The sequence below is a fragment of the Nesterenkonia sedimenti genome, from assembly GCF_012641515.1.
GTDB classification, from domain to species: domain Bacteria; phylum Actinomycetota; class Actinomycetes; order Actinomycetales; family Micrococcaceae; genus Nesterenkonia; species Nesterenkonia sedimenti.
The window spans coordinates 61,935-83,181 of record NZ_JABAHY010000007.1; the positions used below are offsets into that span (position 1 = coordinate 61,935).

Here is a 21,247-nt window from a genome sequence, read left to right on the forward strand (position 1 = left end):
GCGTGTTGATCCCTAGGATTCTGCCGGTTCTGTGCTGACGAAATCGATCAGTTCCTCAACCCGGCCCAGCAGGCTCGGCTCCAGATCGGTATAGCTGCGCACTGTGCCTAGGATGCGCTTCCAGCCCTGGGCGATATCCCGCTGGTTCGAATGCGGCCAGCCCAAGGCCTTCAGTGTCCCGATCTTGATATCGGTGCCTCGGGGGATCTGTGGCCATTCGCGCAGTCCCACCCGCTGGGGCTTCACCGCCTGCCAGACATCCACATAGGGGTGCCCCAGCACCAGAACATTGCCCCGAGCCCCGGGGGAGGCCATCGCCTCCTGGGCGATCCGAGACTCCTTGGAACCGGGCACCAGGTGATCCAAGAGCACACCAACCCGCCGCTGTGGGCCGGGCTGGAAATCGGCCAGGGCCGCCACGAGGTCATCGGCGCCGTGGAGTGGTTCCACAGCAACCCCCTCACCGCGCAGATCCTCGCCCCAGACCTTCTCCACCAGTTCGGCGTCGTGCGTTCCCTCCACCCAGATCCGTGAGGCCCGAGCGGTCCGGGCCGGCTGGGGTGTGGCACTGACAAAGGAGCCTGAGGCCGTCCGCTGCGGGCCGGTGGGCTTCTGAGTGCGCACCGGGGCGGTGAGCTCCACCGCCTCACCATCGATCAGGAATCCGAAACCCAGCGGAAAGGCCCGCTCGGCCCCGCCATAGTCACGCAGGCGGACGAGTTTGATGCCACCGGAGGCCTCCACACCGACGACGACGCCGACCCAGCCCGAGGCGCGTTCCTCCACCTCAGTGCCCGGATTAGCGGGCACCTGAGGCAGCTGCCGCTGCTGGGCCCGCCGCCGCTGCGTAAGATCCTGGGCGCCCCAGGAGTTCCAGTTGGTGAAGGACATAAGCTGGCACTTTAGCTTCCCGCGGCTGATTTCAGGTGGCGGACGCGCGCAGGGCTGGGCAGCCCAATCCCGGGGATCGGCGCTGTGGCAGCTCGTCTCCGGGGGCAAAGAGTCGTAGAATTAGCAGTCGAACTTATCGAGTGCTAACCAGTGGGGAGGAGTTATGTCCGATACCCGGCGGCTCCAGGTGCTGCGCGCCATCGTGGAGGACTACGTCCACACCCGGGAACCCGTAGGCTCCAAAGCCCTAGCGGAACGGCATAACCTCGAAGTCTCCCCGGCCACGATCCGCAACGATATGGCCCACCTCGAGGAGGAGGGGCTCATCGCAGCCCCACATACCTCCGCCGGAAGGATCCCCACTGATCAGGGATACCGGCTGTTCGTGGATAAGATCACCGAGGTCCGGCGACTGTCGAAGGCCGAACGCCGGGCCATGGACATCCTGGCCGAGACCGCCGATGACTACGACTCCATGCTGGAGCAGACCGTCCGGCTGCTGGCCATGCTGACCAACCAGGTCGCGGTCATCCAGCACCCCCAACATGTCACCGCCCGCATCCGGCATGTCGACATCGTGCAGATGACACCCCAGAAGGCCCTGGTCATCGTGATCCTCTCCTCCGGGAAGGTCGAACAGCGGATGGTCACCCTGGCCGAGGCGGTCAGCGAGGAGTCCCTGCACCACCTGGGGCAACGGCTCAGCGAACAGCTATTCAACCGGTCGTCCTCCGCATTGCCGATCCCGGTGGACACTTTGATCACCGCAGTGGAACCGGACCTGCAGCCGGCCATGGCGGTGGTGGCCAATGCCGTGCAGACCATCCTGGAATCCGGACGCGTGGATCGCATCGTGATGGCCGGGACTGCTAACCTCGCCAGGTCGGGAGGTGACCTCGGGCCAGCCATAGGGCCCATACTGGAGGCCCTGGAAGAACAGGTTGTGCTGCTGCGGCTGCTGCACGAGATGCAGCAGGACCAGCGCGGGCTGAGCATCCGGATCGGTCAGGAGACCTCCCACGAATCGCTGCAGGAGACTGCCGTGGTCGCCGCCGAGTACACACCGGTGGAGAACCACGGAACCGGCGCCAAACTCGGCGTGGTCGGACCGACCCGCATGGACTACGGCTCCACTATGTCGACTGTGCGCGCCATGGCACGCTATTTGTCCCGCATTCTGTCTGAAGGGTGAGAATTGACTGACTACTACGAGGCACTCGGTGTAGACCGCAGCGCATCGACCGAGGAGATCAAGAAGACCTACCGGAAGAAGGCCCGAAAACTCCACCCGGATGTCAATCCAGCCGAGGACGCCGAAGACCAGTTCAAACTGCTCGGTCAAGCCTATGAGGTCCTCTCTGACCCCCAGAAGCGGCAGAACTACGACACCACCGGTGACCCCGACGGCCGCAGTGCAGGCTTCGGCGGAGCCGGCGGGGGCGGATTCGGCGGCTTCGGCGACATCTTCGAGACCTTCTTCGGCGGAGGCGGCTCCGGCGGACCCGCATCCCGAACCCGCCGCGGACAGGACTCCCTGATCCGGGTACGCATCGACCTCAAAGACGCCGTCTTCGGCACCACCAAAGAGGTCGAGGTCGAGACTGCCGTGACCTGCAGCGTCTGCGACGGCTCCTGCATGCGGCCAGGTACCTCACCGACCACCTGCCCCGACTGTGGTGGCCAGGGCCAGACCCAGCGGCCGATGCGCTCTATCCTCGGCACTGTTATCCAGACCCAGACCTGTGCCCGCTGCGCCGGCTTCGGCAACATCATCGAAGACCCCTGCCAGGAATGCGACGGTCAGGGCCGGGTCCGTGAGCGTAAGAGCCTCAAGGTCAAGATTCCCGCCGGTGTCGACCGCGGCAACCGCATCCACCTCGCAGGCGAGGGCGAGGCCGGAATCGCCGGCGGACCCTCCGGCGACCTCTTCATCGAGGTCGACATCCGGCCCCATGATGTCTTCACCCGGCGCGGCAACGACCTCCACGCCTCGGTGACCATCCCGATGACCGCAGCCGCCCTGGGCACCTCCATCACCCTGGACACCTTCGACGGCGAAGAGCATCTGGAGGTCAAACCCGGCACCCAGTCCGGTGAGACCCTGACCCTGCGCGGTAAGGGCGTCTCCCATCTGCGCGGAATGGGCCGAGGAGACCTCAAGGTCCATCTGAAGGTCGAGACCCCCACCAAGCTCAGCGAGAAGCAGAAAGAGATGCTGCGCATGCTCGCCGAGGAACGCGGTGAGGAACCCGGAGAATCAGTGACCGAACATAAGGGCATGTTCAAGAAGCTGCGCGAGGCCTGGGAATCCCTGTGACCGGAGACCACCGATGACTGCACCCCTGTTCCATCTCAGCCCCGGAGCCCTCGACGGCGCCGGGCCTGGTTCAGTGGTGCAGCTGGAAGGCTCCGAAGGCCATCACGCCGCCACTGTGATGCGTCTGCAGGCCGGTGAGCCCATCCAACTCTCCGATACCGCCCAGCACCGGGCGACCGGGACCATCCAAGAGGTCACCGGCAACCAGCTGAGCATCCAGCTCGAAGAGGTCCACCAGGAGAAGCCCCAGAGACCCCATCTGGTCCTAGTCCAGGCCCTGGCCAAGGACAAACGCGACCTCCAAGCCGTGGAATCAGCCACCGAACTCGGAGTCGACCGGATCATTCCCTGGCAGGCCGAACGCTCGGTGGCCCGATGGAAGGCCGGACGTGAAGCCAAGAAGCACAGCGAATGGGTCAACACCGTCCGTGCAGCGGCCAAACAGACCCGCCGGGCAGTCATCCCAGAGGTGGAGCAGCTGCACAGCACTGGCCAGTATGCCGCAGCCGTGGCAGAGCACCCGGATATCGCCGTCGTCGTTCTCCATGAGACGGAAGAGGCGACCCTGGCCAAAGCCGTGGAATCGGTGCCAGAGGCCGCCGAACTGCACCTGGTGGTCGGACCCGAGGGCGGGATCAGCGACCGGGAGGTCCAGCAGCTGACCGAGGCCGGAGCCCAGGTGGCGCGACTGGGGAAGAACGTGCTGCGCAGCTCCACAGCCGGTCCCTCCGCCCTGGCAGCCGTCCAACTGCTGCTGGGCCGCTGGGACTAGGCACCAGTATCGGCAAAAAATCCCCCATTTCAAGCTGAAGCCGGGGGAGTACAATTGGCAACACCCAGAACCGACTGTCAGTGAGGCATCTGATTACCGAGACTCCCACCCCCACCGTTGTTGAGCGCGAAGTCCACTTCGCCGACGCCGAGACGATGTTCCGAACCCTCGGCGTCCAGGACCTGGCCCTGCGTATCCTGGCCGGCCTCTACCCGAAGGCCTCCATCGGGCTGCGCGAGAAACTGATCACCGTCACCGGGGCAGGGGAGGACGTCAACCAGATCGCTGAGATCCTCACCCAGCTGAAGACCCTGGCAGCCTCCGGCACCACCGCGACAACGGATGTCGTCGAGCAGATCGCCACTATGGTCCGCGCCCAGGACGCCCCGGCCTCAGCCCGGATGGTGGCCACCAATATCCTCTCCCACCGCGGACGGACCATCCGGCCCAAGACCCGGAACCAGCAGACCTATGTGGACACCATTGATGAGTCCACTGTGATCTTCGGGATCGGACCGGCCGGTACTGGTAAGACCTACCTCGCCATGGCCAAAGCAGTCCAAGCCCTGCAGGCCAAGGAGATCAACCGGATCATCCTGACCCGACCAGCAGTCGAGGCCGGTGAGAAACTCGGCTACCTCCCCGGCGGGCTCAACGAGAAGATCGACCCCTATTTGCGGCCGCTCTACGACGCCCTGTACGACATGATCGAACCGGAGTCCATCCCTCAGCTGATGGCAGCCGGAACCATCGAGGTGGCCCCACTGGCCTATATGCGCGGGCGGACCCTGAACGACTCGTTCATCATCCTCGACGAGGCGCAGAACACCACCGCCGAGCAAATGAAGATGTTCCTGACCCGCCTGGGCTTCAACTCCAAGATTGTGGTCACCGGGGATATCACCCAGGTGGACCTACCGCGGGGCACCGACTCCGGGCTGAGGACTGTGCTGGATATCCTCAAAGACGTCGAGGACATCTCCATCTCCGAATTCGGCTCCCAGGATGTGGTGCGCCATGCGCTGGTGGGCCGCATTGTGGATGCCTATGAGAAACACCAGAACGCTCAGGCTGAGCACAATGGGAGGCGACAACGGTGAACATCTCTCTGACCGAATCCTCCGGCAGCTCCCAGGTCACCGCAGATCACCTCGCGGAGCTGACAGACCTCACCGCATTCCTCTACGCCAAGCTGCACCTGCAGCCGGAGGTGGAACTGGTGGTCACCCTGGTGGATGAGGCCGAGATGGAACAGTTGCACCTGGAATGGATGGACCTGCCCGGAGCCACGGATGTGATGAGCTTCCCGATGGACCAGCTCCGCCCCGGCACCGCCGAGGAACCGGTGACCGAGGGGACTCTGGGAGATATTGTGCTCTGCCCGCCAGTGGCCGCAGCCCAGGCCGAGGCAGCCGGGCACAGCCTGGCCGATGAACTCTGCCTGCTGACCACCCACGGGGTGCTGCACCTGCTGGGATACGACCACGATGAGCCCCAGGAACGGGCCGAGATGTTCGGCCTTCAGGCCCAGTTGTTGACCGAATACCTGGGCCGGCCAGCCCCTGTGCCCACTGAATCAGACCCCGCACCTGCCCCACCGGAGGCCGACCGGGTATGACCATTGCGCTGCTGATGACAGCGGCCCTGGCCGCAGCGATGCTGGCCTTCCTGCTTTCCACCGCGGAGGCCGCATTCATCCGGCTCACCCGCAAAGAGGCCGAGGAGATCGCCGCCAAACACGGCTCCCGTGCGGTGGCCCAGATCCTGAGCCAACCGGTGCCGCATACCCTGGCCCTGCAGATCTGGCGATGGGTGCTCACCACCGCAGCAGTGGTGCTGACCACGATCACTGCCGTGGGCGTCATCGGGGATATCGAACTCGGTGCCCTCACCGCAGGGGTGGCCTTGGCTGTGGTCGGAGTGCTCTCAGCGGCAGTTTCCCCGCGAAAGATCGGCCGGGCACACCATATGCCCATCGCCTCGGCTACAGCGCGGATGGTGCGCGGACTGCGGATCTCCCTGGGGCCGATCCCGGGCTGGTTGGCGGCCCTGGGCGGGAAGATCCTGCCCGGCACCGCTGATGATCAAGGATTCTTCGACGACGACGAGCTGCTGGAGTACATCGCCCGGGCCAATGAATCCGATGTCATCGAGGACTCCGAGGCGGAACTGATCGAATCAGTTCTGGATCTCTCCAATACCCGAGTGCGCTCGGTGATGGTCCCACGCACCGATATGGTCACCATCGAAGAGGACGCCGACCTCGAAGAGGCGATGACCCTGTTCCTGCGCTCAGGGTTCTCCCGAATGCCGGTGACAAGGGGCTCTGCCGATGACATCACCGGGATGGTCTATCTCAAAGATGTCGCCTATCTGGAACATATGATGCGGCTGGGCCGGGCCCCGGCGGCCTTCGCTGATCGCAGCCCCTCGACGATTGTGGTCGGTGAGCTCCAGCGCGATGTCCGCTATGTCCCCGAGTCCAAAGCCGTCGGCGAGTTCCTCTCCGAGCTGCAGCGGGAATCCACCCATGTCGCCGTCGTCGTCGATGAATACGGCGGCACCGCAGGCCTGGTGACCATGGAGGACCTCATCGAGGAGCTGGTCGGTGAGATCGTGGACGAATACGACCGAGAGGACGCCGAGGTCGAACAACTGGAGGACCATCGCTACCGGGTCTCGGCACGGATGAGCGTGGACGACTTCGGTGAGCTCTTCGGCCTGGACCTCGACGATGAGGAGGATGTCGACACCGTCGGGGGACTGCTGGCCAAGATGCTGGGCCGGGTGCCGATTGCCGGCTCAGAGGTGGAGATCGAGGGCGTGGTGCTGCATGCCGACCGCCTCACCGGCCGTCGCAATCGGGTCTCCCATGTGCTGGCCTGGCGGGGACCCGGCGCCGAACCCCTGCAGGATGCTGACCTCGGGGAAGACGAGACCGAAGACGGCGAGGAACGCCGAGGCGCCCGCGCCGGTGTGGGCACTGAAGACGAATCCCCCGCGAGCCGAGAAGAGGACTATGAACGAGTTTGAGCTGCCGGAGTTCCCGGAGTACACCGAAGACTACCGGGCAGGATTCGTCTCCTTCGTGGGACGGCCCAATGCCGGAAAATCCACACTGACCAATGCGCTGGTGGGGGAGAAGGTGGCGATCACCAGCTCCAAGCCCCAGACCACCCGGCATACGATCCGGGGGATCGTCCACCGACCCCAGACCGAGGACACCCCAGGGGCTCAGCTGGTGCTGGTGGATACGCCGGGACTGCACCGGCCACGGACCCTGCTGGGCTCACGGCTTAACGATCTGGTCATCGACACTCTCTCCGAGGTTGATGCAGTGGGCTTCTGCATTCCCGCTGATGAGAAGGTCGGGCCGGGGGATAAGTTCATTGCCGGGCAGCTGACCAAACTGCCGCATAAGCCGGTGGTGGCTCTGGTGACTAAGACCGATAAGCTGCCCAAGAAGGAGCTGGCTGAGCAGCTGATGGCCATCGATCAGCTGGGCCGCGAACACCTGGCCGGGGAGGGCAAACAGGCCGATGGTTTCGCAGCGATCATTCCGGTCTCTGCCGTGGCAGGGGAGCAGGTCGACGTCGTTGCCGATGAGCTGATCGCCATGATGCCCACCTCACCGCCGCTGTACCCCACTGGGGAGCTGACCGATGAGCCCGAACAGGTGATGGTCGCTGAACTCATCAGGGAAGCCGCACTGGAGGATGTGCGGGACGAGCTGCCGCATTCCATTGCGGTGACCATCGAGGAGATGATCCCTCGGGAGGATCGGCCGGAGGATAAGCCGCTGCTGGATGTCCATGCCACGATCCATGTGGAGCGTGACTCCCAAAAGGCAATCATCATCGGCCGCCGCGGCTCCCGGCTGAAGGAGATCGGCAGCCAGGCCCGGGCGGGGATCACCAAACTGCTGGGCACTCCGGTCTACCTCGACCTGCATGTGAAGGTCACCAAGGAATGGCAGCGGGACCCCAAGAAGCTCAACCGCCTCGGCTTCTGAGCCGGTTATGGCCGTAACCAGCGCTGCGACATCCGCTCCTATGACTTCGTCTGAAAGCTGTGGGCGTCGTCGTGATCACATGTGTTAGGTTCGTGATGTGCAGATCATGCGTCCCCTTGGGCTACTAAACGAGCTACTTCTCCGCCGCAGCGGGGAAGAGCTTGCGTGCGCATAACAGCTGCCTTCAAACGCAAGGACTTCCCGGGCCGGATCCCCGCTGCGGAGACCCCCTTCTGCTGAACTCGGCCCGATTCCCCTCAAGAACCTCGAGACCTCAAAGGAAGCAGTCCATGCGTACCCTGCAGCAGCCCTCCGGAATGCCCTACCAGCGCTACACACCTTTCCAGGACCAGATCACCGTCCACCTTCCCGACCGCACCTGGCCGAATAAGACCATCGACACCGCGCCCCGCTGGTGCGCAGTCGATCTCCGTGACGGCAACCAGGCGCTGATCGACCCCATGAGCCCGGAGCGCAAACACCGCATGTTCGACCTCCTGGTCAACATGGGATACAAGGAGATCGAGGTCGGATTCCCCTCGGCCTCGCAGACCGACTTCGACTTCGTCCGGCAGCTCATTGAGCAGAACAAAATCCCCGACGACGTCTACATCCAGGTCCTCACCCAGTCCCGGGAACACCTCATCGAGCGGACCTTCGAAGCACTCGAAGGCGCCCCGCGGGCCATCGTCCACCTCTACAACTCCACCTCTGTGCTGCAGCGGGAAGTGGTCTTCAAACAGGACAAGGCCGGCATCGTGGATATCGCCACCACCGGCGCCCGGCTGTGCAAGAAATTCGAAGAGCAGCTGGCCGCCACATCCCCTGAGACTGAGATCGTCTACCAGTACAGCCCCGAATCCTTCACCGGCACCGAACTGGAGTTCGCAGCTCAAATCTCCAATGAGGTCCTCGAGGTACTGGGTGCCACCCCGGAGAAACCGGTGATCGTCAACCTGCCGGCCACCGTGGAGATGGCCACCCCGGATGTCTACGCCGACTCCATCGAATGGATGCACCGCAACCTGCGCAACCGCGAGTCCATTATCCTCTCGCTGCACCCGCATAATGACCGTGGAACCGGAGTCGCTGCCGCGGAACTGGGCTATAAGGCTGGGGCCGACCGGATCGAAGGCTGCCTCTTCGGCAACGGAGAGCGCACCGGCAACGTTGACCTGGTCACACTGGGGATGAACCTCTTCAGCCAAGGTGTGGACCCCCAGATCGACTTCCGCGATATGGACCAGATCCGACGCACTGTCGAATACTGCAACCAGATGCCGGTGCCTGAGCGTTCCCCCTACGGCGGCGATCTCGTGTTCACCGCATTCTCCGGATCCCACCAGGACGCCATCAATAAAGGCTTCGCCCATATGGACGCACGCGCCGAGGCCGCAGGAACCTCCCGGGACGAGATCACCTGGGCGGTGCCCTACCTGCCCATCGATCCCAAGGACATCGGACGCAGCTACGAGGCTGTCATCCGAGTCAACTCCCAGTCCGGCAAGGGCGGTGTGGCCTATGTGCTCAAGGCCGAACACGGTATCGACCTGCCGCGCCGGGCCCAGATCGAATTCTCCGGGGTCATCCAGCGCCGCGCCGAATCCGGCGGCGAGGTCACACCCGAAGAGATCTGGCGGATGTTCCAGGATGAGTACCTCCCGGCAGAAGATGGCGCCGAACAGTGGGGCCACTACCGCCTGGGCACGGTAACCACACAGTCCACCGCCGAGGGCGAATTCACCATGGATGTGGAACTGACAGTCGGTGGCGAGAACCGCAAACAGCTGGCCTCCGGCAACGGCCCGATCTCCGCCCTTTTGAACCTCCTGCAGGAAGACGGGGCGGACGTGCGGCTGCTGGACTACACCGAGCACACCCTCAGCGCCTCAGGTGACGCCAAGGCCGCCAGCTTCGTGGAGCTGGCCATTGGCGAGCGAGTGCTCTGGGGTGTGGGCATTGATCACAACACCACACTGGCCTCCCTGAAGGCCGTGATCTCCGCGGTCAATCGCGCCGGACGCTGAGCCCGGATACAGCCCGGGGCCGGCACCGCTCGCGCCTCGGGCCGCAATTGCGGGGAACCTCGTAAGGTGGTGACATGGCCGGATCCACCTTCGCCTCCCGCAGCTATCGCGATATTGCGATAGTCCTGCGCACCCAGAAACTGGGGGAGGCCGATAGGATCATCACCCTGATGACCGCATTCCACGGTCTGATCAGGGGAGTGGCCAAGGGTGTGCGCCGAACCAGTTCAAAGTTCGGCGCCACCCTAGAGCCCTTTATGGTTGCCGATGTGCAGCTGGTCCACGGCCGCAGCCTGGACATCATTACCCAGGCCCAGGGGCGCAGCTCCTATGGCACGATGATCGCCGCTGATTACGAGAAGTACACCGCAGCATCGGCGATGTCCGAGGCCGCAGAGAGGCTCACCGATACCGGCGAGACCGCTGACCGCTCACAGTTCGACCTCCTGCATGGGGCACTTTCGGCCCTGGCCCGCGGAGTCCATGCCCCTGACTTGGTTCTGGGGTCCTATCTGCTGCGGGCGATGAGCACCGCCGGCTGGGCGGTGACCTGGTCTTCCTGTGTGGCCTGCGGCAAACCCGGGGCGCATACCGGCTTCCATGCACCCACCGGCGGTCCGGTCTGCCAGGATTGCCGCCCACCGGGGACCCGCAACCTCACCGCAGGAATCGCGGAGTTCCTCCACGCCCTGCAGCACGGCCAATGGGAGAAGACCACCGAGGCAACTGCAGACCTTCGCCATGAGGCAGTAGCGGTGGTCACCGACTACGCCCAGCACCATCTGGAACGCCGATTGACCTCACTGGGCGCCTACGCCTATTGAACCCAGATGTGGGTTTCAGTGACCCTCAGGTCGGATGAACTGTTCCATCGGGAAATCCTGGTCCTCAGTCACTCCCTCGGCCCAGAGGCATTCGGTGGCCAGCTGGAGACGCAGCTGATGTGTCTCATCATCGGAGTCATTCACAGCAGTGCACCCGGACTCGGCTGTGTCTTTCCCCTTCAGCCTGGGGTTCCTCCTGGGCTGTCATGTCAAGAGAATACCGATATTGCACGGCATCCCTGGGCTGGCTGTGGGACCTGGCAGAATGAGGCTCGATGAAAGAACGCACCTATCAGGACCCATGGCCCCACCCGGAAGGGGCGAAACCGCCGGAGCTGCCCAAGCAGTTAATCCCACGCCACGTCGCAGTGGTGATGGACGGCAATGGCCGGTGGGCCAACCAGCGCGGCCTGCCCCGCACTGAGGGCCACCGGGCAGGCGAGCACAGCCTCATGGAGGTCATGGCCGGGGCGATCGAGGCCGGCGTCGAACACATCAGTGTCTACGGGTTCAGCACCGAGAACTGGAAACGTTCCCCGGAAGAAGTCCGGTTCATCATGAGCTACTCCCGCGATGTTCTGCGGCGCCAGCGCGATGTTCTGCATTCCTGGGGTGTGCGCATCCGCTGGAATGGGCGCCGTCCCAAACTCTGGCGATCCGTTATCAAAGAGCTCGAGGCTGCTGAGGAGCTGACTAAGAACAACACTCGGGCCACCCTGACGATGTGCGTGAACTACGGCGGCAGGGCCGAGATCACCGATGCGGTACGCACCATCGCAGAGAAAGCAGCAGCCGGGGAGCTGGATCCCAAGCGGATCCGCGAAAAGACCGTCGCGGCTCATCTTCAGCAGCCAGATCTCCCCGAGGTCGACCTCTTCCTGCGGTCCTCAGGAGAACAGCGACTGAGCAACTTCCTGCTCTGGCAGTCCGCCTATGCGGAGTTCGTCTTCCTGGACACCCTATGGCCCGACGTCGACCGCACCACCCTGTGGGAGGCCATGGAGATCTACGCCCGCCGGGACCGCCGGTATGGGGGAGCGGTGGATAAGGTCAGCTCCTAGGTATAGGCCCGCAGCCAACGGCTGGCCTCCTCGAAGGCGGCCAGCCGCACCGGTTCGGCCGAGGCAAAGATATCATGCATCGCACCCGGTACCCGCACCACGGTGACCCGCCGGCTGAGCTTCGGTGCACGCCTGGCCAGCAGCTCCACATCCAGGACGCTGTCGCTCTCCTGGCAGTCCTGTGACCAGTTCGTACGGTATGCAGTCCGGGTCGACAGCAGAACCAGGACCGGAGTATCCATATCTAGCCCGTGATAGACCTGCCGGTGGCCGGCGAAGACGGCCTTCAACCAGCCCATCGTCATTGGGAAGGACTTACGTGGCCTCCAGCGGGGGTGCAGATCCCACTCCCCATGGGCCTGATCCGACAGCGACTCCCAGTAGGTCTCCAACCGGGGGACTTTCAGCGTCGCCGTCGAACTCACCAGCGTCAGCGGGGTGACAATACCTTCAGCAGCCGCCCGAGCAGGGGAGTGGCCAGGTAACTCCAACCAGGGCGAGTTCAACACCAGGGCGGAAGCCGATTCAGGATGCCGCTGGGCCCAGAGGGCGGTGACCAGGCCACCGGTGGAATGCCCCACCACAATGGGAGGGCCCGCCTCTGGGTTTTCTCTGGCGATGACCTCGACTGCCGCATTGAGTTCGGCATCGTATTCGGCAAGATCCTCAATATGCCCCGGAGTCTGATGATCGCGTAGGCTCCGTCCGTATTTGCGCAGGTCCAGGGCGTAGAACCGGTGCCCGCGATCAACCCACTTATGCGCCATCGGCAGGTTGAAGAAGTAATCCGACCAGCCATGGACCTGCAGTACAGGGGGAGCCGGGGCCTCCGCAGATTCTGGGAGGCGCTCGCAGCGGACCAGAGTGGCCGAGACCGTGCCCTCGAAATCCTCGCCGAGCGGCAGAGTCATCCGGGAACAGCCGGTGAGGTAATCTTCCACCCAGGTATCCGGCTCGGAGTCAGTCAGCAGAGCAGCAGCATCCTGGGCAACCTGAGCTGATGAGGAGGAAGTGGCCATAAACCGATTCTAGGAGGGGCCGGCTGTACGGATCCTGGATGGTCGATAGGATCGAGACCATGTCCGCGCCTCTGTACTCCCTGCTCTTCAAAACAGTCTTCACCCGGATGGAGCCCGAACAGGCGCACCACCTGGTGGTCACAGGTCTGCGTACCGCCCACCGGATTGGGTTCGGCGGAATCCTCGAAAAACTCACCCGGCCTGCACCCGAACTGAAGACCCAGGCCCTGGGACTGGAATTTCCCTCACCCTTCGGTCTGGCCGCAGGGTTCGACAAAGGTGCAACTGCGGTGCTGCCGCTGGGAAGCCTCGGCTTCGGCCATATTGAGATCGGCACTGTGACCGCTCAGGCACAGCCCGGCAATGAGAAGCCCCGGCTCTTCCGCCTGCCTTCCGATCGAGCCCTGATCAACCGGATGGGATTCAACAACGACGGCGCAGCAGCCGTCCGGCGTCGGCTGGAGAAAACACGGCAGCGGGCCGAACGACTGCGCAGCCGCGGCCGGCATACACCGGTTATCGGAGTGAACCTCGGCAAGACCAAAGTGGTGCCCCTAGAGGGGGCAGTGGAGGACTACCTCAGCTCCACGAAGATCCTTGCACCCTTGGCCGATTACCTCGTGGTCAACGTCTCCAGCCCCAATACCCCGGGTCTGCGGCAGCTGCAGGAGATCGACTCCCTGCGGCCACTGCTGCGGGCAGTGCGTGAGGAGTCAGCCGCCGCGGCCGGCCGGCAGGTGCCTCTGTTGGTCAAGATTGCACCCGATCTGGCCGATGCGGATATCGATGCGGTCGCGGACCTCGTTGTAGAACTGGGCCTGGAAGGAATCATCGCCACCAACACCACGATCTCCCGGCATGGGCTCCGTACCCCGGAGACTGAGGTGGAACCTATCGGCGCAGGTGGGCTCAGCGGACCTGTTCTGGCTCAGCGCTCAGCAGCGGTGCTGAAGCAGCTGCGAGATCGACTCCCCGAAGACGTCGTCGTCATCTCTGTCGGGGGAGTGGTTAGTGCAGAAGATGTGGCCCAACGGCTGCAGGCAGGTGCCGACCTCGTCCAGGGTTACACCGGATTCATCTACCAAGGCCCGTTCTGGGTCCGCCGCATCAACCGCGGCCTGGCCAAGCTGAAGAAGAAGTCAAAGAAATAGAGCGGTGTGTCGGGGCGGAGGGGCACCCACCGCTCAGATTCAATTGGCGAACTTGCCGCCGGGATTAGCTCGGGAATTCTCCGCGATTGACCATCGGCTTGGGCAGACGCAGCCGGCGCATCTGCAGGGCGCGCATCGCGGAGTAGAACCGCACGCCCTTCTCCACATTGCCCACGCCGTATTTGGCCTCGAGTCGCTTCCGCACGCTGCGGGCAACCCAGATCAGCTCAATGAGCACACCCAGCATCAGTAGGAACATGAAGTAGGTGACCATTCCGCGGGCCACATCGGTCATCATGAACGAGGCGAACAGGAAGATCAGCATCAGGATCAGCAGCCATTCGCCCAGACCGATTCGTGCATCCACGTAGTCACGGGCGTAGCGCTTCTGGGGGCCGCGGTCCCGCACCGGGAGGTACTTCTCCTCACCGGTTTCCATGGCGCGGCGCATCTTGGCCCGCTGCTCCTGCAGGGCTTTGCGCTGTGCTTGGCGGGCAGCCTTGCGGTTGTTATGCACCAGGGGGCGACGGCGGGCAGCCTCGCGCTCCTTACGGGTGGGAGTGGGCACGCCCTTCTTCTGCGGGAGCTTCTTCTTGGGCTCCTCCGCAGTCTCCTCAGTGGTGTCTACCGCCTCGGGTTCGGCGGCAGTATCCGCCTCCGGAATCTCATTCTGCGTCTTCTTCTTGAAACCAAGCACCAAACCAGTGTACTTGTGCTGTCTGTAACAGGGGAATGTTGCCGAGGCCCCCGTCGTTGATACCGTGCAAGACAACTATTAGTTCCCAGCCGAGTTGAGTAAGGGGAGACAATGAGCACTCCGACCCAGGAAACAGTGGACGCGACCCTCACCGAAGAGAGCGCACCGCGCGGAAATGAGGTCGAGGGCTACAAGACCCACCAGGTGGACCTTTCCGAAGCCGCCAGCCAGAAGGTCAGCTCCCTGCTGGAGCAGGAAGGACGCACCGATCTGCGACTGCGTGTGGCTGTGCAGCCCGGTGGCTGCAGTGGCCTGATCTACCAGCTCTACTTTGACGAGCGCATCCTCGACGGCGATGCTCTCCGCGAGTTCGACGGGGTCGAAGTCGTCGTCGACAAGATGAGCGTGCCGTACCTCGACGGCGCCAAGATCGACTTCGAGGACTCCATCTCCAAGCAGGGCTTCACCATCGACAACCCCAACGCCGGTGGCTCCTGTGCCTGCGGCGACTCGTTCCACTGAGGACTGAAGTACTAGCCGCCGTGTAAGAGAGGCCGTCGGGACCCGCGGTGCGCAATGCGCAGCGTGGGAATCGGCCGAACGGGCTCTTGCGCCTGTGGCGATTCGTTCCACTGAGGGAGAGAGAAACCGCTATCGCAGTTTCTCTACGTAATGTAGAAGTCATATTGGGCCCGCGTTCCGCTTCAGGGACGCGGGTTTCCGCTTTAAGGGGGGCTTACCGGCCTGTGCGCTCCAGCACTTCCTCTACAACTCGTAGTAGTCTGGACTCAGTCAAGACCCAAGTGATCGTGCGCGAGTCACTCGCACACAAGTGAAGAGGAAGGGCCGTCTGTGAGTTCTTCGCAGAAATCGACCGGCAACTTCGGCCGCACGGCGAAGTCGCTGGCCCTAGGCGGCGTGGCACTGCTGGTGCTCACCGCCTGTGCTGAGGACCACCCCGCACGCCGCGGCTGGCTGCCCGGCGAACGGGACACCACAAGCAACACCGCTGAGATCACCGACCTGTGGGTGAACTCCTGGATCGCCGCGCTGATCGTAGGTGTCATCACCTGGGGGCTGATGCTCTGGTGCATGGTTGCCTACCGCCGGCGCAAAGGTGAGACCGGCTACCCACGGCAGCTGGCTTACAACATCCCGCTGGAGATCATGTACACCCTGGTCCCGCTGGTGATGGTCGCTGTGTTCTTCTTCTACACCGACCGCGTGCAGCAGTCAGTCGATGAGCCCAACGAGGACCCCGATATGACCATCGAGGTCTACGGCAAGCAGTGGGCTTGGGACTGGAACTACACCTACACCGATGAGAACGGCAATGAGTACGAGGTGCACGACACCTCCGTTCAGGCCCACTTCGAGGCCAACGAGGCTCACCAGGCCGGCGAAGAGGGCGTGCGCGACACTCTGCCGACTATCTACCTCCCGGTGGACCACGACATCACCTTCGAGCTGAAGTCTCGCGATGTCATCCACTCGTTCTGGGTACCGGCCTTCCTGCAGAAGCGGGATATGGTGCCCGGCCGCACCACCTACATCTACCTGAACCCGCAGGAGACCGGCAGCTTCGACGGTAAGTGCGCCGAGCTCTGCGGTGAGTACCACTCAGAGATGCTGTTCAACGTTGAGGTTGTCGAACCCGATGTCTTCGTTGAGTACCTCGAGACTCTGGACGAGGGCCACCTGGGCGACGAGTACAACCGGAACGTCAACATGCACGACGCCGAAGACCTGCACGAGGCTGAGGATTTTCCCGGAGGGAATAACTGACGATGACGACGATGGAATACTCCTCCGATGACGCCCGCGGGCAGGTGTCGCGTTCGGTGCCTGTCTCCAAGGGCCGGATTGTGGTCAACTGGCTGACCACAACCGATCACAAGACGATCGGGTACATGTACCTGATCACCTCCTTCCTGTTCTTCTGCCTCGGCGGCGTGATGGCGCTGATCATCCGCGCCGAGCTGTTCGAACCGGGTATGCAGTTCCTGCAGACCAAGGAGCAGTACAACCAGCTGTTCACCATGCACGGCACGGTGATGCTGCTGATGTTCGCGACCCCGCTGTTCGCCGGCTTCGCCAACGTGATCATGCCGCTGCAGATCGGCGCACCGGATGTGGCCTTCCCACGTCTGAACGCCCTGGCCTTCTGGCTGTTCCTCTTCGGCTCCCTGGTCGTCGTCGCCGGCTTCCTGACCCCGCAGGGTGCGGCATCCTTCGGCTGGTTCGCCTATGCGCCACTATCCGATACGACGTTCTCACCGGGTGTCGGTGGCGACCTCTGGGTCTTCGGTCTGGCGCTGACCGGTTTCGGAACCATCGCCGGTGGTGTCAACTTCATCACCACCATCATCTGCATGCGTGCTCCCGGTATGACCATGTGGCGTATGCCCATCTTCACCTGGAACACCCTGATCACCTCCATCCTGGTGCTCATGGCGTTCCCGCCGCTGGCAGCCGCACTGTTCGGTCTCGGTATGGACCGGCGCTTCGGCGGCCACATTTTCGATCCAGAATCCGGCGGTGCCATCCTCTGGCAGCACCTCTTCTGGTTCTTCGGCCACCCCGAGGTGTACATCATCGCCCTGCCGTTCTTCGGCATCATCTCCGAGATCCTGCCAGTCTTCAGCCGTAAGCCGATCTTCGGCTACAAGGGCCTGGTCTACGCGACCATTGCCATTGCAGCCCTCTCGGTGACCGTCTGGGCGCACCATATGTACGTCACCGGTGCGGTCATGCTGCCCTTCTTCGCCCTGATGACCATGCTGATCGCGGTCCCAACGGGTGTGAAGTTCTTCAACTGGATTGGCACTATGTGGCGAGGGTCCATAACCTTCGAAACGCCCATGCTGTGGTGCCTCGGCTTCCTGGTGACCTTCCTCTTCGGTGGTCTGACCGGAATCATCCTGGCCTCCCCGCCGCTGGACTTCCACCTCTCCGATACCTACTTCGTGGTCGCCCACTTCCACTACGTGGTCTTCGGCACCGTGGTCTTCGCGATGTTCGCAGGCTTCTACTTCTGGTGGCCGAAGTGGACCGGCAAGATGCTCAACGAGCGTCTGGGCAAGATCAACTTCTGGATGCTGTTCATCGGCTTCCACGGCACCTTCATGATCCAGCACTGGCTGGGTGTCATGGGTATGCCACGTCGTTACGCCGACTACATGGTCGAAGACGGCTTCACCGCGATGAACCAGTTCTCCACGATCTTCTCCATCCTGCTGGGTGCCTCCCTCATCCCGTTCTTCTGGAACGTGTGGATCACCCACCGCAAGGGCAAGAAGGTCCTGGTGGACGATCCTTGGGGCTTCGGCGGCTCCCTCGAGTGGGCCACCAGCTGCCCGCCGCCGCGGCATAACTTCTACTCGCTGCCGCGGATCCGCTCCGAGCGTCCCGCCCTCGACCTCCACCACCCCGAGCTGGCAGAGCGGCACAGCCTGCACAGCCCGGCAGGTAAGGTCTTCGGTCCGGCTGATCAGAAAGACAAGGCAGGTATCTAAGGATGAAAACCAATATCGGCATTTTCGCCATGCTGGGTGTCTTCTGCCTGGTCGTAGCCTTCATCTACGGGTTCGTCACCGGCTTCACCGAGCTGGCAGGCTTCCCACTGCTGCTGCTGACCGCCGGTCTGGGCTTCATGCTCTGGTGGTACCTGCGCTCCACCGATAAGCACCACGGTGCCATGGACGGTGACAACCCCGAGGGCGAGATCGCTGACATGGCAGGCAACTACGGTGAGTTCTACCCCTGGAGCTGGTGGCCGCTGGGCCTGGGCGCCTCCCTGGCGTTCCTGTTCTTCGGTATCGCCATCGACTGGTGGGTCTTCCTCATCGCATGCATCCCGGCTGTCTTCTTCATCACCGGTTGGGTGATGGAGGGCAACCGCAAGACCTACGCCCACTGAGACTGGGCAGGTTCCTTCCTTGGCAGTACGACCGATTGTCATCCACGGTGAGCCCGTCCTTCACCGACGGGCCGCCGAGGTTGACACCATCGACGACGAGATCCGCAGCCTCCTCGCTGATATGGCGGACACCCTTGATGCCTCAAACGGCGTCGGGCTCGCCGCCCCTCAGATCGGGGTGGGGCTGCGGATCTTTCTGTGGAAATACGGCGGTGACACCGGAGGTGTTCCGCCCCAGGGTGCCATCATCAATCCAAGGCTTCGGCTGATCGGCAAAGTCTCCCGGGAGAACCCCGATCCGGACCAGGAATCCGAAGGCTGTCTCTCTGCGCCGGGGTACACCTACCCCCTGAAACGCAGCGACCACATTGAGATCACCGGCATTGATCCCGAGGGAAACCCTCTGCACTTCGAAGCCAGTGGATGGTTCGCGCGCATCATGCAGCACGAATATGACCACCTCGACGGGTGCCTCTATGTGAACCGGCTCAATGACCGCTATGCCAAACGCTGGAAGAAGATCGTAAAACGCGAAGGCTGGAATCAGCCGGGACACTCCTGGCTTCCAGGAGTAGACCCCGATCCCTTCGGCGCAGACGAGGAGTAGTCACTGGCAGCGCCTGAATCCGCTGCCAGTGGCCGTGCATCATCAGCTTCGGCTGAACTGAACCCAGTTCTCCAAGACACCGGCCGCCGCTCCAGAATCAATGGAGTGGGCGGCCTTGTCCATATTCGACCGCAGTCGTGTGACAAGGTCACCCTCGGCCTGAGGGTTCAGCGCAGTGAGTCCCGCGGCGGTGTTCAGCAAGACCGCATCCCGGACCGGACCAGGCTCACCACCGAGTACTCGCCGGACTGTCGCGGCATTATCCGCGGCTCCACCGCCCTGGAGATCTTCCACTCTGACCTGGGGGAGTCCCACATCCTCTGGCCGCAGCTCGAGGTGAGTCACCGCGCCGTCGCGGACTTCCCAAATGTCCGTAGCCGCGGAGGTGGTGACCTTATCCCGGCCGTCCTGGCCGCGGAACACAAGCGCCTGCGTGCCGCGTACAGCCAGTGACTGGGCGATCTGTGGCGCCAGCTCAGCTGAAGCGCATCCCAGGGCCTGTGCATGGGGTCGTGCCGGGTTGGAGATCGGCCCCAGGAAGTTGAAGACCGTGCGGATACCCAGGCCCTTCCTGGCAGCCATAACGTGTTTCATCGCCGGGTGGAACTGCTGGGCGAAGAGGAAGGTGATACCGACCTCCTCAGCAGCAGCTGCTACTCGCTCGGTGGGCATCGAGAGATCGACGCCGAGGGCCTCAATCACATCAGCGGCTCCGGCAGTGGTCGAAGCGCCGCGATTGCCATGTTTGACCACCTTCGCTCCGGCCCCCACAGCCACCAATGAGCTCATCGTCGAGATATTGACCGTACCCAGCCGGTCACCTCCGGTGCCGACAATGTCCAGAGCAGGGGAGGGGATCGATATCGCAGTGGCCTTGCCCATCATGGACTCAGAGAGCCCCAGCAGTTCTGGGCCGGTCTCACCCTTAGCGCGAAGGGCTACCAGGAATCCGGCAACCTCGGCATCACTGAGCGTGCCGCCCATGAGCTGGTCCATGGCCCAGGAGGCAGTCTCGGCGGACATGTCCTCGCCGGCCAATAGGGTCTCCAGAAGTTCGGCCCACGTAACAGTAGAAGTCTTCGACGGATCGCTCATGCACCCCACCTTAGCCACTGAGAGGACCCCTCGATGTCAAAGTTCTTCTACCTCTCGTAGAAATATTTTCGTCACTTTCGGAGCCCCCAGTACCCTCCGATCCCAGAGATGGCGCGGAAACACTGCAATTGCAGGGATCGCATCCACACGCCACACCTGCCGGTGCGTATGCAAAGCGCAGTGTTTTCAGGACATAATGTCTGTGTGACGTCTGCAACCGAAGCCCCCGCCTCGCCGGCTCGCACGCTGCCGAATCGCCCGAACATGGTCTCCGTGGGGACCATGGTCTGGCTGACCAGCGAGCTGATGTTCTTCGCCGGCCTGTTCGCCATGTTCTTCACCCTGCGCTCCACGCAGCCGGCCATGTGGGCCGAGTACAGTGGGCGCCTGGACATTGTGCTGGCCGGAATCATTACCGTGATTCTGGTCGCCAGCTCGGTGACTGCCCAGTTCGGCGTCTTCGCCGCTGAGCGTCACCAGCCCCGCCGCACTGGCGGGTTCTGGAATGTGAAGAACTGGGGCATGGTCGAGTGGTACATCCTCTCGTTCCTGATGGGCTCTGTATTCATCGCCGGCCAGTCCTACGAGTTCGCAGTTCTGGTCTCCCACGGCGTCTCCATCCAGACCAATGCCTTCGGCTCCGCCTTCTACATCACCACCGGCTTCCACGGCCTTCACGTCATCGGCGGTCTCTTCGCCTTCCTGTACGTGATCGCCCGGGCGTACTTCAGCGTGAAGTTCACCCATAAGGAAGCCTCGGCGGCCGTCGTCGTCTCCTACTACTGGCACTTCGTGGATGTTGTCTGGATCGCGCTCTTCGGCGTGGTCTACATCCTGCCGCTGCTGGTATGACCC

22 protein-coding genes are annotated in these 21,247 nt (G+C 63.1%); 17 read left to right on the forward strand and 5 right to left on the reverse strand.

The features are described from left to right. Nucleotides 1-12: 12 nt before the first annotated feature. On the reverse strand, nt 13-891 hold the full coding sequence (locus tag HGQ17_RS08820) for a DUF3097 family protein (RefSeq protein WP_168887584.1): 879 nt from the start codon (nt 889-891) through the stop codon (nt 13-15). 163 nt (nt 892-1,054) lie between these two features. On the opposite strand from HGQ17_RS08820, the gene hrcA reads away from it, so the two are divergent. From hrcA to recO, 9 genes are all read left to right on the forward strand, one after another. Beyond that, nucleotides 1,055-2,083: a heat-inducible transcriptional repressor HrcA gene (gene hrcA / locus HGQ17_RS08825; protein WP_168887585.1), complete on the forward strand. Its 1,029-nt coding sequence runs from the start codon at nt 1,055-1,057 to the stop codon at nt 2,081-2,083. 3 nt (nt 2,084-2,086) lie between these two features. Then, entirely contained in the window at nt 2,087-3,208 is a 1,122-nt protein-coding gene (gene dnaJ / locus HGQ17_RS08830) for a molecular chaperone DnaJ (protein ID WP_168887586.1), read from the forward strand. Nucleotides 3,209-3,221: 13 nt separating this feature from the next. Next, the gene (locus tag HGQ17_RS08835) at nt 3,222-3,980 is read left to right on the forward strand and encodes a 16S rRNA (uracil(1498)-N(3))-methyltransferase (protein ID WP_168887587.1); all 759 of its coding nucleotides are present in this window, start codon (nt 3,222-3,224) and stop codon (nt 3,978-3,980) included. Between the two features lie 80 nt (nt 3,981-4,060). Beyond that, the gene (locus tag HGQ17_RS08840; RefSeq protein ID WP_407670769.1) at nt 4,061-5,080 is read left to right on the forward strand and encodes a PhoH family protein; all 1,020 of its coding nucleotides are present in this window, start codon (nt 4,061-4,063) and stop codon (nt 5,078-5,080) included. A gap of 2 nt (nt 5,081-5,082) precedes the next feature. Further along, nucleotides 5,083-5,598: an rRNA maturation RNase YbeY gene (gene ybeY / locus HGQ17_RS08845; protein ID WP_324615243.1), complete on the forward strand. Its 516-nt coding sequence runs from the start codon at nt 5,083-5,085 to the stop codon at nt 5,596-5,598. Then, nucleotides 5,595-7,013 (forward strand): hemolysin family protein, encoded by a 1,419-nt coding sequence (locus HGQ17_RS08850; RefSeq protein ID WP_168887588.1) that lies wholly within the window; start codon nt 5,595-5,597, stop codon nt 7,011-7,013. Before ybeY ends, HGQ17_RS08850 begins: the two co-directional genes overlap by 4 nt. Then, nucleotides 7,000-7,992 carry a GTPase Era gene (era, locus tag HGQ17_RS08855; protein ID WP_168887589.1) on the forward strand — a complete coding sequence of 331 codons (993 nt, stop codon included), beginning with the start codon at nt 7,000-7,002 and terminating at the stop codon, nt 7,990-7,992. The genes HGQ17_RS08850 and era overlap by 14 nt, the downstream gene beginning before the upstream one ends. Before the next feature lie 290 nt (nt 7,993-8,282). After that, nucleotides 8,283-10,019 (forward strand): 2-isopropylmalate synthase, encoded by a 1,737-nt coding sequence (gene leuA, locus HGQ17_RS08860; RefSeq protein WP_168887590.1) that lies wholly within the window; start codon nt 8,283-8,285, stop codon nt 10,017-10,019. A gap of 74 nt (nt 10,020-10,093) precedes the next feature. Next, nucleotides 10,094-10,843, forward strand: coding sequence for a DNA repair protein RecO (gene recO / locus HGQ17_RS08865; RefSeq protein ID WP_168887591.1), 750 nt, complete (start codon nt 10,094-10,096; stop codon nt 10,841-10,843). 15 nt (nt 10,844-10,858) lie between these two features. Here recO and HGQ17_RS15535 read toward each other — a convergent pair whose 3' ends face one another. Beyond that, nucleotides 10,859-10,987 (reverse strand): hypothetical protein, encoded by a 129-nt coding sequence (locus HGQ17_RS15535; protein WP_267873176.1) that lies wholly within the window; start codon nt 10,985-10,987, stop codon nt 10,859-10,861. A gap of 131 nt (nt 10,988-11,118) precedes the next feature. On the opposite strand from HGQ17_RS15535, the gene HGQ17_RS08870 reads away from it, so the two are divergent. Then, a complete protein-coding gene (locus tag HGQ17_RS08870; RefSeq protein ID WP_168887592.1) occupies nt 11,119-11,904 on the forward strand; it encodes an isoprenyl transferase in 786 nt (261 codons plus the stop codon). On the opposite strand, the gene HGQ17_RS08875 is transcribed toward HGQ17_RS08870, so the two are convergent. After that, nucleotides 11,901-12,923, reverse strand: coding sequence for an alpha/beta hydrolase (locus HGQ17_RS08875; protein WP_168887593.1), 1,023 nt, complete (start codon nt 12,921-12,923; stop codon nt 11,901-11,903). The two genes, HGQ17_RS08870 and HGQ17_RS08875, sit on opposite strands and share 4 nt — an antisense overlap. 59 nt (nt 12,924-12,982) lie before the next feature. Here HGQ17_RS08875 and HGQ17_RS08880 point away from each other — a divergent pair, with 59 nt between their 5' ends. Beyond that, a complete protein-coding gene (locus tag HGQ17_RS08880; RefSeq protein WP_211090553.1) occupies nt 12,983-14,074 on the forward strand; it encodes a quinone-dependent dihydroorotate dehydrogenase in 1,092 nt (363 codons plus the stop codon). A gap of 64 nt (nt 14,075-14,138) precedes the next feature. Here the strand turns inward: HGQ17_RS08880 and HGQ17_RS08885 are convergent, their stop codons facing one another. Further along, nucleotides 14,139-14,771, reverse strand: a complete 633-nt coding sequence (locus HGQ17_RS08885) for a DUF3043 domain-containing protein (RefSeq protein ID WP_168887595.1) — start codon at nt 14,769-14,771, stop codon at nt 14,139-14,141. A 111-nt stretch (nt 14,772-14,882) separates the two neighbouring features. Here HGQ17_RS08885 and HGQ17_RS08890 point away from each other — a divergent pair, with 111 nt between their 5' ends. The 5 genes from HGQ17_RS08890 (at nt 14,883) to def (ending at nt 19,297) form a co-directional block, all read left to right on the forward strand. Further along, nucleotides 14,883-15,293, forward strand: coding sequence for a HesB/IscA family protein (locus HGQ17_RS08890; protein ID WP_211090555.1), 411 nt, complete (start codon nt 14,883-14,885; stop codon nt 15,291-15,293). 330 nt (nt 15,294-15,623) lie between these two features. After that, nucleotides 15,624-16,556: an aa3-type cytochrome oxidase subunit II gene (gene ctaC / locus HGQ17_RS08895; RefSeq protein ID WP_324615237.1), complete on the forward strand. Its 933-nt coding sequence runs from the start codon at nt 15,624-15,626 to the stop codon at nt 16,554-16,556. 2 nt (nt 16,557-16,558) lie between these two features. After that, nucleotides 16,559-18,286, forward strand: coding sequence for an aa3-type cytochrome oxidase subunit I (gene ctaD / locus HGQ17_RS08900; protein ID WP_168887596.1), 1,728 nt, complete (start codon nt 16,559-16,561; stop codon nt 18,284-18,286). A gap of 2 nt (nt 18,287-18,288) precedes the next feature. Further along, nucleotides 18,289-18,690 carry a cytochrome c oxidase subunit 4 gene (locus tag HGQ17_RS08905; protein WP_168887597.1) on the forward strand — a complete coding sequence of 134 codons (402 nt, stop codon included), beginning with the start codon at nt 18,289-18,291 and terminating at the stop codon, nt 18,688-18,690. Between the two features lie 19 nt (nt 18,691-18,709). Beyond that, nucleotides 18,710-19,297: a peptide deformylase gene (gene def / locus HGQ17_RS08910; RefSeq protein WP_168887598.1), complete on the forward strand. Its 588-nt coding sequence runs from the start codon at nt 18,710-18,712 to the stop codon at nt 19,295-19,297. Nucleotides 19,298-19,339: 42 nt separating this feature from the next. Here def and trpD read toward each other — a convergent pair whose 3' ends face one another. Further along, a complete protein-coding gene (trpD, locus tag HGQ17_RS08915) occupies nt 19,340-20,392 on the reverse strand; it encodes an anthranilate phosphoribosyltransferase (protein ID WP_168887599.1) in 1,053 nt (350 codons plus the stop codon). A gap of 204 nt (nt 20,393-20,596) precedes the next feature. Between trpD and ctaE the strand changes: the two genes are divergently transcribed. Next, on the forward strand, nt 20,597-21,244 hold the full coding sequence (gene ctaE / locus HGQ17_RS08920) for an aa3-type cytochrome oxidase subunit III (RefSeq protein ID WP_324615238.1): 648 nt from the start codon (nt 20,597-20,599) through the stop codon (nt 21,242-21,244). The last annotated feature ends 3 nt before the right edge of the window (nt 21,245-21,247 follow it).

Excerpts from the sequence above, each read along its gene's own strand:
- recO (WP_168887591.1), top strand. The coding sequence starts at position 10,094 with ATGGCCGGATCCACCTTCGCCTCCCGCAGCTATCGCGATATTGCGATA.
- HGQ17_RS08875 (WP_168887593.1), bottom strand. The coding sequence starts at position 12,923 with ATGGCCACTTCCTCCTCATCAGCTCAGGTTGCCCAGGATGCTGCTGCT.
- leuA (WP_168887590.1), top strand. The coding sequence starts at position 8,283 with ATGCGTACCCTGCAGCAGCCCTCCGGAATGCCCTACCAGCGCTACACA.
- hrcA (WP_168887585.1), top strand. The coding sequence starts at position 1,055 with ATGTCCGATACCCGGCGGCTCCAGGTGCTGCGCGCCATCGTGGAGGAC.
- HGQ17_RS08880 (WP_211090553.1), top strand. The coding sequence starts at position 12,983 with ATGTCCGCGCCTCTGTACTCCCTGCTCTTCAAAACAGTCTTCACCCGG.
- trpD (WP_168887599.1), bottom strand. The coding sequence starts at position 20,392 with ATGAGCGATCCGTCGAAGACTTCTACTGTTACGTGGGCCGAACTTCTG.
- HGQ17_RS08835 (WP_168887587.1), top strand. The coding sequence starts at position 3,222 with ATGACTGCACCCCTGTTCCATCTCAGCCCCGGAGCCCTCGACGGCGCC.
- HGQ17_RS08820 (WP_168887584.1), bottom strand. The coding sequence starts at position 891 with ATGTCCTTCACCAACTGGAACTCCTGGGGCGCCCAGGATCTTACGCAG.
- ctaD (WP_168887596.1), top strand. The coding sequence starts at position 16,559 with ATGACGACGATGGAATACTCCTCCGATGACGCCCGCGGGCAGGTGTCG.
- HGQ17_RS08850 (WP_168887588.1), top strand. The coding sequence starts at position 5,595 with ATGACCATTGCGCTGCTGATGACAGCGGCCCTGGCCGCAGCGATGCTG.
- era (WP_168887589.1), top strand. The coding sequence starts at position 7,000 with ATGAACGAGTTTGAGCTGCCGGAGTTCCCGGAGTACACCGAAGACTAC.
- HGQ17_RS08870 (WP_168887592.1), top strand. The coding sequence starts at position 11,119 with ATGAAAGAACGCACCTATCAGGACCCATGGCCCCACCCGGAAGGGGCG.
- HGQ17_RS08905 (WP_168887597.1), top strand. The coding sequence starts at position 18,289 with ATGAAAACCAATATCGGCATTTTCGCCATGCTGGGTGTCTTCTGCCTG.
- HGQ17_RS08890 (WP_211090555.1), top strand. The coding sequence starts at position 14,883 with ATGAGCACTCCGACCCAGGAAACAGTGGACGCGACCCTCACCGAAGAG.